This is a genomic window from Brevibacillus sp. MS2.2, from assembly GCF_013284345.1.
Classification (GTDB): Bacteria; Bacillota; Bacilli; order Brevibacillales; family Brevibacillaceae; genus Brevibacillus; species Brevibacillus brevis_C.
Genome location: NZ_JABSUZ010000043.1, coordinates 26,389 through 43,441, shown reverse-complemented (window position 1 = coordinate 43,441; position 17,053 = coordinate 26,389). Strand labels below are relative to the sequence as shown.

Here is a 17,053-nt window from a genome sequence, read left to right as displayed (position 1 = left end):
AATTTTTCCATTCGTCCAAATGATCGGGACCTTGACGTAGGCGTATTTCGCTCCGTTAACATCGAAGACACCGTCACTCGCTTTTCGATCAAAGATGGGCTTCGGTGCCGGGATTGGCTGCGTGCTGTCTACTTCCTGCGTGACGATGGCCCGCGATTGCTGATCGATAATCCGGATCATCCCGTTCGACGGCAAATACGGCTGCAAGAGCGTGGCCGGGTCGAAACTTTCTACACCGATCTGATTGAGTCCACTCTGGATGTGCAGGACTTCTCGTTGCAGACGATCCAGCTCTCCGTCTGTTGTCACTTTGTAGAACATGAAGTAAATGAAGCTGTTGACCATGAGCAACAAAAGCAAGAGTGCGACCGTGGAGAACAAATGAATTTTATTTTTGATTTTCATAATCTACCCCTTCAGCATATAACCAACGCCTCGAACTGTATGCAAAAGCGGGGTTTCATACCCTTGGTCCACCTTTTTACGCAAGTAACGGATATACACGTCAACGACATTTGTGTCTCCGAAATAATCAAATCCCCATACATGTGTAAGAATCTGTTCACGATTCAGAACTTGATTTTTATTCTGCATCAGATAAAGCAATAAATCGAATTCACGCGGTGTCAGCTCGATCTGACTGGAGCCTCTCGTCACTTCCCGCGATTTTTCATCCAGACTTAAATCCGCTACCTCTACTTTGGAGCTGGCTTCCACTTTCTTTGTCATTTGGGACAAGCGGAGGCAGGAACGGATGCGCGCCAGCAGCTCTTCGATTTCAAAAGGTTTCGTGATGTAGTCGTTCGCGCCTTGATCGAGTCCATTTACTTTGTCTACGACAGCATTTCTGGCCGTCAACAAAATGACTGGCGTCGCGGAGTCCTTTACCCGAATCCGACGAAGCACTTCTATACCTGACAAGCCTGGCAGCAGTACATCGAGCAAAATCAGGTTCCATCCGCCTTGATTGTATTGTTCCAGCGCCTCGAGCCCTGTTTTGGCGATCTCGCTTTCGTATCCTTCGTATTCCAGCTCTAATTGAATCACACGAGCAATTTTCTCTTCATCTTCCACAATTAATATTCGCTCCGACATGTAATCCTCCTAAACCTTGCATCCATTATCCAGATGAGTTTAGCAAATATTGGCTGTGGATCAAAGAGTAATCCGTACGAAAGATATAATTTTTTACTTATATTGATAACCCCACCCACTGCCAGTACGCGTAATAAAAGACAACCATCAGGATCGCGTGGGCCGCACCAGCATACAAGCTCAACCGCAGCAAATCCTTAGGCAAAAAGGTCTCCTTTCCGCTTTCCTGGAACATGAGCAATGCTTTGGAGCTGACAGGGAAGGTCAGGCAGTAGTTCATGCCGACGATTCCTACGAACAACACGGTCACTTCATTTAAATCGAGGCTACTCGCAAAGTAGAGAAGCGGCGGAACCAGAATGACGGCTCTCGTTGTATGCGATGTAATGTACAGATGGGAGGTCAGTGTGAGCAAAGTAATGACCACAATGATCAACAGCGACGATTCCCCTTCCAGTTGCTCGGTAATCGTGAACAGCTTTTTCATGATCCACTCTGCTGCGCCGCTCTCCAACAACGACTTTCCGAGTGCAATGGCTGCTCCTACAAACAGAATCAGGTTCCATGAGACAGACTGAACGCCATCCTTCCACTTCATGACGCCTACATTCGGGAGTGTCAAAAGAAAGGCGCCGACGACTGTCGTGGTAGCAATCTCGATTCCGTGAAAACGCTCTGTCAGCCAGAAAATGACCATCGCCCCGATCACAGCAAACGTATATTTTTCGTTGCGGGACAAGGTGAGAGAAAGCTTTTTGCTTGCGAGTGGGCGCTGCATCTCTTCTTTGGTGAGAAACAGAGCCAGCACAATCCGGCATGTAACGATACTGGCCACTACTCCGAACGGCAGTCCCCACAACAGCCACTCTGCGAAGCTAATCCCTTCCCCATTGAACTCCTTCAGCATATCGAGGGCGATAAAATGGGAACCCGCTCCGATCATGGTGGAGCTCGTCGTTACTAAAATAATCGTCGGAATCAGGATCGCCATGGCTTTCGTAATTTGCTTGTTCCCGATTTCTGAGGTCAGCGAGTGGAAAACAGGCAGAAGCACCGCTGCACGCCCAGAAGTAGACGGGATAAAGAATCCGAGAAATTGAACGACGACCGTCAAGAGCCAAAACAAGCTTTTGACATTCTTTGCCTTGCTTACGACCAGATCTGTGAGTTTGCCTGCCAAGCCTGTCACTTGAAGAGCGCCACCGAGAATGAATGAGCCAATCATTAACCAAATAACATCGGAGGCAAGCGAGTCGAACAAAATTTCCTGGTCAGCCGTACCTGTCACGACGAGGAGTAATACGGAGCCAATCGCTACATAGGCGGAGTTCAGCGAGGTGGTCGTCCACAGAATCACGGCGACACAGAAGCAGAACAAGCTCCATTTGGCTTCAAATGTCAGGGAGGACGGCAGCATAAGCAGTAATTCCACGAACATAATCAGGACAATCGGAAGGACCCAGGCAGGTCTTTCCTTTGCAACAGTCTGTGCAATCACGATACTTGCTCCTTCTCCATTAAACGATTTGCGAGTTGTAGGCCGACCATGATGGTTCTCATGGAGCTTTCCGAGCAATCGGTCAGCCATTTCTGCGCATGCATGAACGCTTCTTCCAACGTAGACGGCATCGGCAAAATACTTGTGTACGCATCAATTCCGTGCTCATAATTGAGTCGGGCACCTTTCCCAACAGTCCCCACCAAAGCCACTACTGGCAGGGCATGCTTCTTCGCTCTCTTTGCCACTTCCACTGGAATTTTTCCTCGCGGTGTTTGAAAATCAATACTGCCTTCCGCCGTAAATACAAGGTCTGTCTCTTGAAGCATCCGATCCAAATCAATGTACTTCATGATAATGTCGTAGCGTGGATACAGATTCGCACCCGTCAGCGCATGCAAACCAGCACCCAAGCCACCCGATGCACCACTGCCCGGCATTTCTCTGACATCGATACCGAAATCCCGCTCGATGATAGCCGCGAATTGTTCGAGTGCTTCTTCCAGCTCAACGACCTGCTCAGGCGTTGCTCCCTTTTGCGGGCCAAACACGCGAGCGACTCCGTTTTCCCCACACAGCTTGTTAAACCAGTTGCAAGCCACATCGATTTGCACCTGCTTGAGTCTTTTGTCCATGCCGGAAACATCGATTTTCGTTACGTTTGCCAACGAGATTCCGCCTTCAATACGGATTTCCCGACCGCTTGCATCCAAAAATTTAGCGCCAAGTGCTTGCGCCATGCCTGCCCCGCCATCGGAAGTACCGGAATCGCCGCAGCCTAGCAAAATACGATCTGCCCCCATGTCCAGCGCCGCTTTGATCAATTCACCGACGCCATGTGTCGTCGTTTTACGCGGGTCACGCAAGCTTCTTGGAACCAGTCGTAGTCCCGCTGCTGCCGCCATCTCAATCACAGCCGTTTGACCTGTCGTCTTTGATCCGAATATCCCGAAATGGGAAGGAACCTTTTCTCCTACGGGGCCCGTTACTTCCCTATCGATAATCGAACCATTCGAAATTTTCACAATCGCTTTTGTAAAGCCTTCTCCCCCGTCTACCATTGGCAGTGTCTGTACTTGGGAGAGCGGGAGTACGCGCAGGATTCCTTCTTTCATGCACTCTGCTGCTTGCTCGGCATCTAAACTTTCCTTAAAGCCTGAAGGCACAACGAGTATACGCATAAAAACAACATCCCTTCTCTTTATTTGAATTTGCTTTCGCATTAGTCTCACTTGAGTAAGACCAATACTAAGCTTCAAAAAAGAGAAGGGAATAATAGGAAGATGAGAAATTGATGAGAGAAAAGCGAGAAGAACGTTACGATTCTAAGCGTTTCGTTTTCTGCGCAGTTGATAATAGGTCACAGCCAATGCGAGCGCCAGTACCGTCCCCTTGATAATATCGTAAGCGTAGTACGGCAAATTGAGCATCGTCATCCCGTTAAGCAGCACCCCGATTAGGATCGCTCCCACAAATGTACCGAATACATTTGGCTTTCCTGCACCGAAAACGGAGAAGCCTACGAAAGCAGCCGCTACTGCATCCATCAGCATGGAGCCGCCACTACTCACCTGCCCGGTGCCGATCCGCGCTGCCAAGAGCATCCCGCCCAAGCCTGCAAAAAGAGCGGAGAGCACATAAGCCAGGGTACGATAGCGATTTACAGGAATCCCCGACAGACGGGCTGCTTCCAAATTACCGCCTGTCATGTACAGCATCCGCCCCTGTCTCGTATAGGTCAGGTACACATGCGTAATTGCGACAAGTAAAAAGGTCAGGATAACCGGAACCGGTACGGAGAGAATTTCTCCTTGGCCCAGCCACAGGAACCATTCCTGAAATTTTCCTGGAGCCTGTGAGCCGTCCTGCATCGGCATGTTTGCATAGATCGAGTAGCCTTGGGAATACGTCATATGAATGCCGTTAACGATGTAGAGCATCGCCAGAGTAGCCAGCAAATCAGGAATGCGGATTTTCACGACCAGGAAGGCGTTGACCAGCCCGACGAGCAAGCTGAGTACAACGGGAACAACCAAAGTCGTGAAGACTCCTTGTTCGTACCAAACCATCATCGAAGCAGAAACGACCGTGGTCAATGAAACCGTCGATCCTACAGACAAGTCAAAGCCTCCAACAATCAGCGAGAACGTAACGCCAATCGCGACAAATGTCACAATCGAGATGGAGCGAAGAATGTCCGTCAAGTTGTCGTACGTGAAGAAATACGGGTTGGTCAAACTGAATAACAACATGACAATGACAATAACTGCAACCGTTCCGTATTTATAAACAAAATCAAATAAGCTAAACTTTTTATCTGCCACGTTACTCACCTCCGCTTGCGTAGTACATAATCAGCTCTTGTGTTGCTTCCTCGCGACTCAATTCCTTCACGATCCTGCCCTCGAACATGACGAGAATCCGGTCAGCGATCCCGATAACTTCCTGAAACTCACAGGAGAAATACAGGACGCCCTTTTTCTGCTCGGCGAGATTTCCGATCAGGCGGTAAATATCGCTTTTCGCGCCGATATCCACCCCTTTTGTCGGCTCGTCAAACATAAAGAGGTGAGCGTTTGTGTCCAGCCATTTGCCGATAGCGACTTTTTGCTGGTTTCCGCCGCTGAGAAAACCAACCAATTGCTTGATATCGGCTGTTTTTACACCAAGACGCTGCACGAGCTCTCTTGCACTAGCCGCTTCCGCCCCTCTTTTGATAAAACCGAGCCAGGACTTCTTTTTCAATGAGGCGACAGACAGGTTGTTCTGTACCGACTCCTCTACGAAAATTCCTTCTTTGCGCCTTTCCTCCGGGACGAGCACGATTCCTGCATCGACGGCTTCCTTTGGCGAGCGCAGTTGGACACGTGTTCCATGCAATCGAACGGCTCCAGCCTTTGCCTCATCTGCACCGAAGAGCAATCGGGCGAGCTCAGTCTTTCCTGCCCCAACCAGACCGACGACACCCACGATCTCTCCCTCGCGAACCTGCAAGTCGACTCCGTGTACTTTGCCGCCAGCCACACCTGACGCCTCAAAAATCGTTTCGCCAATCGGCACTGCAAGCTTTGGGAACTCCTCGTCAAAGCTTTTGCCCAGCATGTTCGCGATCACTTCGTCCATATTGGTCTTCGCCGTGTCTGTGGTCACGACATGCTGTCCATCGCGCATAATGGTGATCCGATCACAGATTTCAAAGATTTCCGGCAACCTGTGGGAGATATAAATGATTCCGACCCCAGCTTTTTTCAACTGCGCAATGATTTGAAACAGCCGCTCGCTCTCCTTCGTGCTCAACGGCGCTGTCGGTTCATCGAAAATGACGTACTTCGCCTTTTGAACGGTCGCCCGTGCAATCAAAATCAATTGCTTTTCTGATAGCGTACATTCTTCAACGAGCATCCTCACTGGAATAGAGAAGCCGAAGTTTTTTAAAATCTGCTCTGATTCGTTGTACAAGCTCTGCCAGTTGATCAGTCCCTTGGTTTTCGCCTGGACGAGTTGATCGAGTAAAATATTCTCAGCGACGCTTAAATACGGGATCAAGGCGGTGTCCACTTCCTGATATACACATTGAATGCCCTGTGCTTTGGCGTCCTGCGGCGAATTGATCGTCACGACCTGTCCATCGATGGTGATCGTACCGCCATCTGCCTGATACGCTCCCGTGAGGATTTTCATCAGGGTACTCTTTCCCGCGCCATTGGCACCGAGGAGAGCGTGAACCTCTCCTGCGCGCACCTCGAAATCGACGGATCGCAGAGCAGGAACCCCAGAAAACTGCTTCGCCATCCCTTTCATCTGCAATGTGGACATTTTTCACACCTCCTGTTTACCTGCGTATTCCAACCTCTATAAGGAAAAATCCCGTTGACGGATACAGCTCAACGGGAAAAGCCAATTTGGTTCTTACTTGCCCCACTCTTGTACATATTGGGACAGGTCGCCCATCGTTACTTTTTTATCCTTCGGCAGGTCTTCCTGTTTCACCAGCACTGGATTCAGCTTCACGTTATCTGGTACTTGCTCGCCTTTGATTTTTTGGAACACGGTTTGCGCATGAATGCGTCCGATATTGGATGGGTCTACCGCTGCCGTCGCTGTCCACGGAGAGTTTTCCGCCTGGATCATTTGCAGATCCTCATCGCTCAAATCGATGGAGTATACTTTGATTTCCGTACGGCCTGCTTGCTGAATGGCACGTGTCGCCCCTTTGGCAAATTCATCCCAAGCCGCCCATACTGCTGTGATGTCGCCTTTGTTCGGATACTTTTTCAAGATCGCTTCCATCTGCGTTTGTGTATCGAGTGCCGTATTGTTGGTAGCAGAACCGAATGCCGCAATCTCTTTTATGTCCGGGTATTTCTTCTGGAAAGCTTCATACGTGACTTGGCGTTTTTCCATCGGCGCAAAGCCAGCTACCCAAATTTTTACGATGCTGCCTTTGCCGTTTGTATCTGCCGCCAGCTTCTCCAGGCTCAGCTCTGCCAATTTGTTGTCATCCTGCGCCACTACTGGCACGCCTGGAATGTTGATGTCTGTATCAAACAGAACGACCGGGATTTTTCTATCCACGGCTTTTTGCGTGCCCTGCTGCAACGCTTCTGCCGTACCATGGTCGATCAGAATGCCATCAAACTTTTGATTCACAGCCGCATCGAGGTTGGACGCCATTTTTGCCAGATCGGTATCTGCGTTGAATACAGTCAACTCGCCGCCATTTTTCTCCACCTCTGTCTTCACGCCATTAATGTATTGAGCGGAGAACGTCCCTACGTTTTGGCGCATGATCAATGCGATTCTCTTTGCGTTCTCTCCGCCCTGCTGGTTCGTGCTGCCGGTTCCGGTGCTTGTTCCTCCGCCGCATGCCGTCACGAGTACAGACGCAGCCACAACAAGTGAAGTCAGTAATCCCAGTTTCTTTTTCATCACAAATGTTCCCCCTTTTTCTTTTTGACAACAGATGACAAAAGCAAAAAATCCTCTTTCACAGAGAAAGAGGACAAAAATCGACAAGATTCTCGCCTCTTATCTGTCAGGTATTCTACCTGTTGGAGTTAGCACCTTGGCTCGAAAGAACGCATTCTCTCGTGCTAGGTTGCCGGGCTTCATAGGGCCATTCCCTCAGCCTTCTCTTGATAAGAGTAGTTTCTATTTTCAAAACGTTTGTATAAGTATATACAGAATATAATCTGGCAATTACCTATCTGTCAACTGGGTTTACCGAAAGAATTTTCTTGATAAATATTCCAGTTTCTTATGTAACATCAAGAGGGATTTTGTTGTGTCTTGTCGAATTATCGTAGATTGATACAAGCCTAGCAAATATTTGCGATGGGGATGCTACATGAGTCTATTAAAAGAAGTCATTCTTCAATGGTTTTTCGCCATTATCCCGTTTGTGTTTTTCAACATCTATTACCGTGACAAAATGAGGAACTACAGCCGTTCCTTTATTGTCATCACCAGCTCAGCCTGCATGTTTCTCGCGATGACCTTCGCCCCGAGCGTCACGAATGGCATGTTTTTTGATATCCGACACATCATCATTCTTTTCGGACTGGTTTATGGCGGAATCGAGATTGCCTTGCTCCTTCTGATTGAAGCCTTGGTTTATCGGTACTACCTAGGTGGCGAAGGAACATGGGTTGCCATGCTGATCCTTACAGTCAATTTTGTCTTGTCACTCTTTTTGTATCGACACTATAAAGCCAGTTATCGGAAAACACTGTATCTTTTTATGACGAGTGCGATTTTTTCAACGGTTGCTTTAGGGACTACTTATTACTTTTTTCCCACGTATGTAACTCAACACCTCGTTTACTACACCATAGTGATTCCTATTCAAAACTTTTTCGGCCTCTGGTTATTAATGTCGCTTTTCAGCAAATGCGTTTCGGATAAGGAGCTGTTTATTCGCCACGCGCAAAATGAAAAAATCCAGACGATGAGCCATGTTGCTGCATCGCTTGCACACGAGGTTCGCAATCCGCTGACAGCTGTCAAAGGCTTCTTGAAACTAATACAGGAACGTCCGGAAAATTTGGTAAAAGTCGATCAATACATTCGCATCAGTCTCGACGAAATCCAACGGACAGAAGCCATTTTGACCGAGTACCTTGCGATTTCCAAGCCACTCAAGGAACGGCATGAGATCATTAATGTGAGCGAACATCTCCATGCCATCCGCGAAGTGATGCTCCCCTTTGCCAATATGCATAACGTGGAGCTTACGCTGCAAGACTTTGAGAGACCTGTAACGATCAAGGCCAATCCAGACGAGTTCAAGCAAGTGTTGGTGAATTTCATCAAAAATGCCATCGAGGCGTGCTCGGATATTTCGGACGGAAAAGTCTCCCTGGACTTGCTCATCGAGCGAAACAAAGCCGTTTTGGTCATCAAGGATAACGGTATCGGTATGGATGCAGGACAGATCAGCCGCCTCGGAACGATTTACTTTTCTACGAAGACAACTGGGACCGGTCTTGGATTGACGTATTCCTATCATGTCATTCATGCGATTGGCGGAACGGTCAATGTATCAAGCAAACCACGAGTAGGAACCAAGTTCACCATTATGCTCCCGTATAAGGCACAGTAACTTCATGCAGGTTTTGCAGAGGAACTGTGCCTTTTTCCATTCGATCGATAATGATGCAACAGGGGGGAGTCTCCCCCTGGTGTCTCTCTTTCCCGGACGTCTGGGAAGATCGAGTTTTTTTATGCCGTTTGATGATTAAAAAACCCACGCCCATATCAGATCAATAGCCACAAAAGCTGTTACCACCATGAGCAATTTCGAAAAGCTAATCTTGCCTTCTTTATCCGTATCTTTTCGATAAGGTGGTTGAAATCCCAATATGTTTAAAAACCCATTTATGTAGGAAAACAAAATCGTAACTAGCCCTACGAGGATTGATTCCAATAGATTAGCCCCTTCCGTTACTCTTTGTTACACTCCCTTTGTAGAAATGACATTTTTTTCTACGTACTATCTTCACGGTTGGTTTCATCGAAATAAAAAAAGGCCAGTCAAGCCTTTGGCAGGCCGCCTAGCCGTTGCGAGGTTTTGTGAGCGACATCCTTTACCCGTTCAATCAAATACTGGAGCCGTTCTTCCTTCAAATCATACGTGACAATTCCAATGCTTAATGCCCCGATTACCTTTTGGGTGTAATCAATCACAGGTGCTGCGACGGACGCCGTATTTTCCGTCCGCTCCGCAAAACTGACCGCATGACCGGCTGCTCTGATCTCCTGGAGCTTCTCCATAAAAGCAGGCACCTGCTCTTCACCCACGAGCTGCACTACGGTTTGTCTGGCTTCTTCCACAGGCATGTGGGCCAGCACGACTTTATTAGCCGCACCGATATGCATCGGAATCCGCAAGCCCAACTGGTCGTAGATGCGGATATTGTGCTGACTGTCTACGCGATCGACGACAATAGATTCGAGTCCGCTAGGCTGACTGAAATAAACACTTTCGTTCACTTCTCTGGCAAGCTCCTCGATCATCGGCTTGATCACTTTGCGATAATCGATCCGATCGAGCACCCGCAAGCCGAACTCCATCCATTTAATCCCCAACGTATATTGCTTGGTCGCAGCATCCTGCTCTACCAGTCCATGCTTCATCAACGTGTACAACAGTCGATAGATGGTACTGACCGGGAGCTGGCATTCCTTCGCTAAATCATTGATCGTCCACCATTTTCTATGTTCATCCGACGAAAGTACCGTTGCAATCGCCATCGCTCGATCAAACGATTGAATCACGGTCATCCCCCCTTTTCTATCTATCTTCTCATATGAAACTATGTTAAACCATTTGCTCTAATTTTGTGAATCGCAAAAAAAACTCCAGGAAGAATCACAGATTGACAGTCAGAATTCAGAATGTGTAAACTAATGGTGAACATTTCGAAATATGAATAATATTCTGCAATGTGGAAAAAGGGAGGCAACTATGTTCCAAGGCAGCCAATCCATGGTCAAAAAGATGAAAACCGTCATCATCAAGCATCCCCATCAAGCATTTATCAGCCAAGAACATCTCGATCAATCGTGGAAAACCTTCAATTATACAGACCGACCTGACTGGGACCGCGCTCTGCATGAATACGACAAATTCGAGTCGATTTTGCGCGAGCATGTAGAAAACGTCCTGCACTTGCCACAATCCGATAAAACCGGACTGGATTCCATTTACGCCCACGACCCGGTGAAATTTACTTCCAAAGGGGCAATCATCCTCAAATCTGGCAAGGAGCTTCGTCAGGGAGAAGCAGAAATATACAAGACCTTTTTAGAAGAAAACAATATCCCGATTCTGGGACAGCTCACAGGCGATGCCTTGTCAGATGGCGGCGATCTCGTCTGGCTGGATGAAAAAACGCTCGCGATCGGACTTGGCTTCCGCACGAACGAAGCGGCAATCGCTCAAATTACGGAAATGGTCAAGGATTTCACGGATGAAATCATCGTTGTACAGCTCCCGTATGATCGCGGTCCTGCGGAATGTCTGCATCTGATGTCGATTATCAGCATGGTCGATCATGATTTGGCAGTCGTCTACTCCAAGCTGATGCCTGTATTTTTCCGCCAACTGCTCATCGACAGAGGCATACAGTTAATCGAGGTACCGGATCATGAGTACGATAATCTCGGTAGCAATGTTCTCGCCCTCGCGCCGCGTGTGTGCATGGTCGTGGCAGGCAATCCGATTACCAAGCAACGCCTTCTCGACGCAGGTGCGACTGTATACGAGTATGAGGGCGAGGAGATTTCTTACAAGGGAACTGGTGGGCCTACTTGCCTGACAAGCCCGGTGGAAAGAATCTAGCCGTTAGATAAACGCGATACACCATCAAGAATGAACTGTACCTCCATTGTTAGATACCATGAACAATTGGCGGTGCAGTTTTTCTATGACCAAAAAGTTTCCTTAAGCAAAAACTTTGTTGCCTAGGAAAGAATCTTACCTTAAACTAAAATCATGAAGATATTGACTACGTGTACTTTTTTTTACCTTCATTTTTGCCCTAAGCCAACAGTTTGTCCTTAACGAAAAAGGAGAGTGAACATCATGCCATCTATCAGCATTCCTTTGTCTGATGCCTTGATTGGTAGCCACATCTGTCTGGATCGTATTGACGTTCAGGGTATACTGCGCAGGCGATTGCTGGACCTCGGCTTCGTCCCCGGCAACATCGTGGAAGTCATGCAAAAAAGTCCGCTAGGCGATCCGATTGCCTTTCGGGTTAATAACACGATCATCGCCCTGCGCAAAGAAGAAAGCTCCCTCATATTCGGAGAGTACGTGGGGAGTGAAGAAAAGTGACTTCTTACACGATTGCCTTGGCAGGAAATCCGAATACCGGTAAGAGTACATTATTCAACACATTGACGGGACTTCGCCAACATACGGGAAACTGGGCAGGAAAGACAGTCGTAATAGCTGAGGGAGAATTCACTCGGGGAAATACGACTTTTCGAATCATCGATTTGCCAGGTACGTATTCCTTGTATTCCAACTCGGCGGATGAAGAAGTGGCGAGAGATTACATTATCTTCGAGCAGCCTGACGTCACCATTGTGGTACTGGATGCGACTTCATTGGAACGGAATCTCAATTTGGCCTTGCAGGTGTTGGAAATGACCCCCCGCGTCGTCGTATGCGTCAATTTGATCGATGAGGCGAAAAGGCTGGGCATTCGTATTGATCTGGAAAAAATCTCGCAAAGCTTAGGCGTTCCCTGTATCGCCATCTCCGCCAGAAATCATATCGGGATCGAGAATTTGCTCGATCAGGTGGAGAAAGTAGCAAACGGAACCAACGTGCCCAATCCTGTACAGATAACCTACAGTGAACAGATTGAATCCAAGCTGGCGCAGTTGGAGCCGCAAATCGAGAAAACCTTGGGCAGCCGTTTTCCGACAAGATGGATCGCTCTGCGGTTGTTGGATGGAGATGAAAGTTTGTTACGCACATTGAGAGAACGCATGCAAGATCCGGCTACAACGGCAAGAAAGGAGCCTTTGACCCATGGCCGAACCGTTTGCCACTAATCCGTCTGATTCCCTTGATGCACTTCTTTCCGCGGCCCAAAACTCAGTGGAAGGAAGTGCCATTCGAGACACGATTGTGAGTGACATTTACCGCACCAGTCGCAGTATTTGTAAGGAAGCTGTGACATACGAAGACAAGCAAAAGCTTTCTCGTGCATATAGGCTGGATAAAATTGTGACGTCAAAAATATGGGGCTACCCCATCATGCTGGCGATTTTAGGCGCAGTATTCTGGATCACGATCGCAGGTGCCAATGTTCCATCCGGAATGCTTGCCGATATGTTCGGTGTAGTCGAGGGTTATCTAACTGCTGGCTTTCAAGCTGTACACGCACCTGTTTGGCTGCACGGGATTCTGGTTCTCGGATTCTTTCGCGGTACCTCATGGGTTGTCAGCGTCATGCTGCCTCCGATGGCTATCTTTTTCCCAGTCTTTGCCCTGCTCGAGAACTTCGGATATCTGCCGCGTGTGGCATTCAACATGGATCGTCTGTTTAAAAACGCCGGCGGACATGGAAAACAGGCATTGACCATGTCGATGGGGTTTGGCTGTAACGCAGCAGCCATCCTTTCCACCCGGATCATCGAATCACCCCGGGAACGAATGCTGGCGATTCTGACCAATAATTTCGTCCCGTGCAATGGTCGCTGGCCCACATTGATTTTATTGTCTTCGCTATTTATGGCGACCAGCGCGACAAGTGGATGGCAATCTCTGACTACTGCTCTCATCGTAATGGGTATGGTAATTTTCGGAATCATTATCACTCTTACGGTTTCCTGGACGCTATCCAAAACAGCCTTGCGCGGGGTACCGACACACTATACGCTGGAGCTGCCTCCTTACCGCCGTCCGCAAATTTGGAAAACGATCCTGATCGCAAGTAAAGATAAATCGTGGAGCGTGCTGAAAAGGGCCGTCATTGTGGCCGCCCCCGCTGGTATTATCACTTGGATATTAGGCAATATCTATGTCGGTGGGGATAGCATCCTCGCCCATATGGCTGCCTTTTTTGATCCGTTTGCGCAAATCATTGGTCTCGATGGCTATATTCTCATGGCTTTTATTCTCGGTTTGCCTGCTAATGAAATCGTGCTGCCGATCCTTCTGATGGGGTACATGTCCTCCGGTGCCATGGTTGATGTGGAAGGCCTCGACAACATCAAGGATGTCTTCTTGCAGCACGGATGGACTTGGTTGACAGCACTCAATATGATGTTGTTCTCTCTGCTTCATTATCCTTGCGGCACAACCTTGTTCAATATTTTCAAGGAAACGAAAAGTGTAAAGTGGACGGTGCTTTCTGCACTCATTCCGCTAGCCATTGCGATCGGAGTAACGTTCTTGACTGCCCAGGTGGCAAGAGCACTCGGTTGGGTGTAAAAAACAGCAAAAAGCCTTTGCACAATACCAGACCTCCTGGTTCGTGCAAAGGCTTTTTCGTTAATCTTCCAGTGGAATCCTATTTATTTTGTAATGGGTATCACGCCATCCAAGGCGATTCTCTCAAACTCCAGTCCACTCATCTCTACTTTGTACGTATCCTGTTTGGGTACCTCGAAGACAATCGAAACGGTCTCCAGGTTATTTGCCACAATAAAATCCTTGTAGGCCTGGCCTTCTACGCGCAAGTTAATTTCTTCCGGTCCCTTGTTTGGAATGACAATAAAAAGCTTGCCTTTGTCGTAATAGACCTTTTCTATGTTCAACTGTTTCTTCTTGCCAAACGGAATGCTTTGCGGATATTTGGCATTCAGATCCAGCACAAAGTGATCATCTATGCTCTTGAAAGCAGACACCTCATCGAATCGAAGCCCCAGCTTTTCCGGTATGTCTCCAAAGAAAAGAGACGGCATAAACTGCATCGTATACTTGTCACTGCCTCGAACCCGTTCCAGATTCTCATTGATTCGGTCATCCATTGCCGGATATTCCTTTCCATTCCCATCTACCAGCTTCACATTCTCCAAGCGATGCAATTCGAACCCATCCTGCAAAGCAGCTTCCAGCTCCGCTTCCATCACAGTCGGAGAAGCTACAATCTGGTTTACTTTCAGACTCGTCAACAGGCTGTCTGTTTCTAGCACAGCATCTGCTTCTGCGTCCGGTTGGATGACTTTCTCTGCTACAGTGACGGACTTTGGCAGGGGCAGCAACAGTTCAGCTACCACTTCATCCGGTCCATTCTTGCGCATATCTACAATTTGCACAGGCAGGACGGGCTTCGTCTGATTCATGATCTCCCGCATTTTTTTCTCGTCAATTCGGTAATTCGGTTTGAAGATAAGATAATGCACACCATCGATTAATTGAAAATCCTTTTGAGCACCGCCTATTTCTTTCAGCTCCCCCAAATCTACACGAAGACTCCCATAGAGCATATCGCTTCTTTTCGATTCGTCCGGAATCCGTGCAATCTCCTCCATCTTTTCACCGGAAATCAACAGCGTAAACGTAATCCGTCTGTGATCCACCATGGCATCCCTGATCTGATAAACAAAACCGTCCTTCTCCAATTTCACCTCGGGCAAAATCGGATAGCCGTTCTTTAAAGCATGCATGAAACCTTCATCTGGTGTGATCCATTCAAATACTTCCTGGCCTCGCTCTGCACCAGTCAGTCCCCACAAGCTTTCATCAAAGGGCTGAACAATCTGGAAGCAAAAAGTAGCAGCAACAGCCAAACCGGCTGCCCAAGAGGTTACCTGCCAGCGACGGCGACGCTTCTCACGCTGAATTTTTGTGAGTACTTCCTGCTCGAATTTTTCCAAATGAAACGGATATTTTTCACGAACGGTTTGCTTTGCTGATTGACTCCATTCCCTCCACATGCGATCGTCGCTCATCCTTTTACCTCCTTCGACATGATCTCCTTCAATTGCTTCCTGGCGCGATGCAAACGTGTACGGACGACCTCCTGCGAAACCCCGAGAATGTCCGCCACTTCCGCAATCGACAGGTCTTCATAATAGTGCAGGAGAATAACCTGCCTGTACTTCGGTGCGAGGGATTGAATGTACGTGACGACCTCTTCCCGCTTCACCCGGTTTAAAATCTCTTCCTCAACCTGATTGTTTGCCTGCCGATCCATCAAGTCGCCCAGATGATCATCCATCGTCGGAAAAATGTTGCGGAACGACCACGACCGAAAATGCTTTTTGCTTTCATTCATCGCGATCTTGTAGAGCCAATGCTTGATCTGTCCGTCCCCGCGAAACTGATCGAGATGCCGATACGCTTTGATAAACACGTTTTGGGTTATATCGTCCGCCAAGGCATGATTCTTTACCGTGAGACTCACCAGATGAAAAATCTTCTCCCCGTATTGCTGCATCAGCCATTTCAGTCTGGCTTCCCGTGTTACCTCCAGACTCGCTGGCATTGTTTCTGCTTCGTTCAACCCGTTCACCTCATCCGTTGATTGCTTGCTATTAGGTATGATCCATCCCACGGCAAAAAGGTGACAGAAAATGCAAAAAGAAACCGCTGTGGTTACCACAACGGCTACTTCGCTGTTTGTTCTTCGCGCAATGCTTCGGCTCCACTGATGAAAACGTTGTCGCTCGGATGCCGTAATGGAGGCCATCAGGAGAACGAATTCCTGTTCGCTCTACAAAACATGCTGCATCCAAATATTCGGCTCGATATATACCACTTCGTCCTTTTCCACGTCAACCTGCACGGGAACTAATGCGTCTGGAATGATGTACGATCCGGACTCGGGGAATTTCATTCCTGTCCAGCTTTCCCAATCTTTCAGATTTCCTCTGATCAGCATGGATTCCGGCGCCACCTGCATGATCGTCGCTCCCAGTTTCCAATGCGTGCGCACCCACGGATCAAACGGAGCGTCATCGGCCGTTTTCCACTGAACATACTTGTCCATTGGCGTGAGCGGGTACTTGTGCTTGAGCGATGGACGTACAGGTGCCACCAAGTGCACCAAGCCACTTTCCTTGGCGATATCCTTCATCGCTGTAACCATCTGCTTGCTCAGACCGAGTCCGCGATAGTGGGGATCGATGGAGATGGAGAGTGCTGATAACGCGTTTGGCTGCTTTTCTTGGCGGTAGTCTTCAATCCCTTGCAGAAATACATCATCCCAGCCTTTTGGCAGCCCTTCCGCAGTGCCATCCCAATAAAATGGAATCGCATTTCCTACAGCCATCAGCTTGTCAGCCTCGTCCGTCAGCATGAATTGATAAGAAGAAAACCAGTCATACAGATGACCGTAATATTCATTAGCCACTTCGTCATTCAGCATGAAGGCAGACCAGCTTGCTTCGATTAGTTCATCAGCTTGATCGTTTAAATCCGATCTTTGTGCGAAAGTGTAGATGTTGTATGACATGCTTGGAATCCTCCTACGAACTCAGATGTCTAGCTTCCCA

15 protein-coding genes, 1 pseudogene and 1 riboswitch are annotated in these 17,053 nt (G+C 48.1%); of the genes and pseudogenes, 5 read left to right on the top strand and 11 right to left on the bottom strand.

The annotated features are described in order from the left end of the window. The 7 genes and pseudogenes from HP568_RS26070 to HP568_RS26040 all read right to left on the bottom strand — a co-directional run. Nucleotides 1–405, bottom strand: a pseudogene (locus tag HP568_RS26070) (two-component sensor histidine kinase); the annotation flags it as partial. A gap of 3 nt (nucleotides 406–408) precedes the next feature. After that, nucleotides 409–1,095: a response regulator transcription factor gene (locus tag HP568_RS26065; protein WP_056495505.1), complete on the bottom strand. Its 687-nt coding sequence runs from the start codon at nucleotides 1,093–1,095 to the stop codon at nucleotides 409–411. 97 nt (nucleotides 1,096–1,192) lie between these two features. Continuing rightward, nucleotides 1,193–2,533, bottom strand: a complete 1,341-nt coding sequence (locus tag HP568_RS26060; RefSeq protein WP_217366789.1) for an SLC13 family permease — start codon at nucleotides 2,531–2,533, stop codon at nucleotides 1,193–1,195. Nucleotides 2,534–2,589: 56 nt separating this feature from the next. Next, nucleotides 2,590–3,774, bottom strand: coding sequence for a glycerate kinase family protein (locus tag HP568_RS26055; RefSeq protein ID WP_173630638.1), 1,185 nt, complete (start codon nucleotides 3,772–3,774; stop codon nucleotides 2,590–2,592). Nucleotides 3,775–3,918: 144 nt separating this feature from the next. Next, nucleotides 3,919–4,917, bottom strand: a complete 999-nt coding sequence (locus HP568_RS26050) for an ABC transporter permease (protein WP_173630637.1) — start codon at nucleotides 4,915–4,917, stop codon at nucleotides 3,919–3,921. A gap of 1 nt (nucleotide 4,918) precedes the next feature. Then, nucleotides 4,919–6,409 (bottom strand): sugar ABC transporter ATP-binding protein, encoded by a 1,491-nt coding sequence (locus HP568_RS26045; protein WP_173630636.1) that lies wholly within the window; start codon nucleotides 6,407–6,409, stop codon nucleotides 4,919–4,921. Between the two features lie 93 nt (nucleotides 6,410–6,502). Beyond that, nucleotides 6,503–7,522, bottom strand: coding sequence for a sugar ABC transporter substrate-binding protein (locus tag HP568_RS26040; protein WP_173630635.1), 1,020 nt, complete (start codon nucleotides 7,520–7,522; stop codon nucleotides 6,503–6,505). 96 nt (nucleotides 7,523–7,618) lie between these two features. After that, nucleotides 7,619–7,738: riboswitch (SAM riboswitch) on the bottom strand. 202 nt (nucleotides 7,739–7,940) lie between these two features. Between HP568_RS26040 and HP568_RS26035 the strand changes: the two genes are divergently transcribed. After that, nucleotides 7,941–9,194 (top strand): ATP-binding protein, encoded by a 1,254-nt coding sequence (locus HP568_RS26035; protein ID WP_048034833.1) that lies wholly within the window; start codon nucleotides 7,941–7,943, stop codon nucleotides 9,192–9,194. Nucleotides 9,195–9,625: 431 nt separating this feature from the next. Here the strand turns inward: HP568_RS26035 and HP568_RS26030 are convergent, their stop codons facing one another. After that, complete coding sequence (locus HP568_RS26030; RefSeq protein ID WP_173630634.1) at nucleotides 9,626–10,369, bottom strand: IclR family transcriptional regulator; 744 nt, start codon at nucleotides 10,367–10,369, stop codon at nucleotides 9,626–9,628. A 190-nt stretch (nucleotides 10,370–10,559) separates the two neighbouring features. Here HP568_RS26030 and HP568_RS26025 point away from each other — a divergent pair, with 190 nt between their 5' ends. The 4 genes from HP568_RS26025 to HP568_RS26010 all read left to right on the top strand — a co-directional run bounded on the left by HP568_RS26025 (nucleotide 10,560) and on the right by HP568_RS26010 (nucleotide 14,045). Continuing rightward, nucleotides 10,560–11,435 carry a dimethylarginine dimethylaminohydrolase family protein gene (locus HP568_RS26025; protein ID WP_173630633.1) on the top strand — a complete coding sequence of 292 codons (876 nt, stop codon included), beginning with the start codon at nucleotides 10,560–10,562 and terminating at the stop codon, nucleotides 11,433–11,435. 243 nt (nucleotides 11,436–11,678) lie between these two features. Then, a complete protein-coding gene (locus HP568_RS26020; RefSeq protein WP_048034840.1) occupies nucleotides 11,679–11,933 on the top strand; it encodes a FeoA family protein in 255 nt (84 codons plus the stop codon). Continuing rightward, nucleotides 11,930–12,661 carry a FeoB small GTPase domain-containing protein gene (locus HP568_RS26015; protein WP_173630632.1) on the top strand — a complete coding sequence of 244 codons (732 nt, stop codon included), beginning with the start codon at nucleotides 11,930–11,932 and terminating at the stop codon, nucleotides 12,659–12,661. The genes HP568_RS26020 and HP568_RS26015 overlap by 4 nt, the downstream gene beginning before the upstream one ends. After that, nucleotides 12,639–14,045: a nucleoside recognition domain-containing protein gene (locus tag HP568_RS26010; RefSeq protein ID WP_173630631.1), complete on the top strand. Its 1,407-nt coding sequence runs from the start codon at nucleotides 12,639–12,641 to the stop codon at nucleotides 14,043–14,045. Before HP568_RS26015 ends, HP568_RS26010 begins: the two co-directional genes overlap by 23 nt. A gap of 83 nt (nucleotides 14,046–14,128) precedes the next feature. Here HP568_RS26010 and HP568_RS26005 read toward each other — a convergent pair whose 3' ends face one another. From HP568_RS26005 to HP568_RS25995, 3 genes are all read right to left on the bottom strand, one after another. Next, complete coding sequence (locus HP568_RS26005; RefSeq protein WP_173630630.1) at nucleotides 14,129–15,508, bottom strand: hypothetical protein; 1,380 nt, start codon at nucleotides 15,506–15,508, stop codon at nucleotides 14,129–14,131. Then, nucleotides 15,505–16,062 (bottom strand): sigma-70 family RNA polymerase sigma factor, encoded by a 558-nt coding sequence (locus HP568_RS26000; protein WP_173630641.1) that lies wholly within the window; start codon nucleotides 16,060–16,062, stop codon nucleotides 15,505–15,507. Before HP568_RS26000 ends, HP568_RS26005 begins: the two co-directional genes overlap by 4 nt. A gap of 210 nt (nucleotides 16,063–16,272) precedes the next feature. Further along, nucleotides 16,273–17,013: a GNAT family N-acetyltransferase gene (locus HP568_RS25995; RefSeq protein ID WP_048034844.1), complete on the bottom strand. Its 741-nt coding sequence runs from the start codon at nucleotides 17,011–17,013 to the stop codon at nucleotides 16,273–16,275. Between the last annotated feature and the right edge of the window lie 40 nt (nucleotides 17,014–17,053).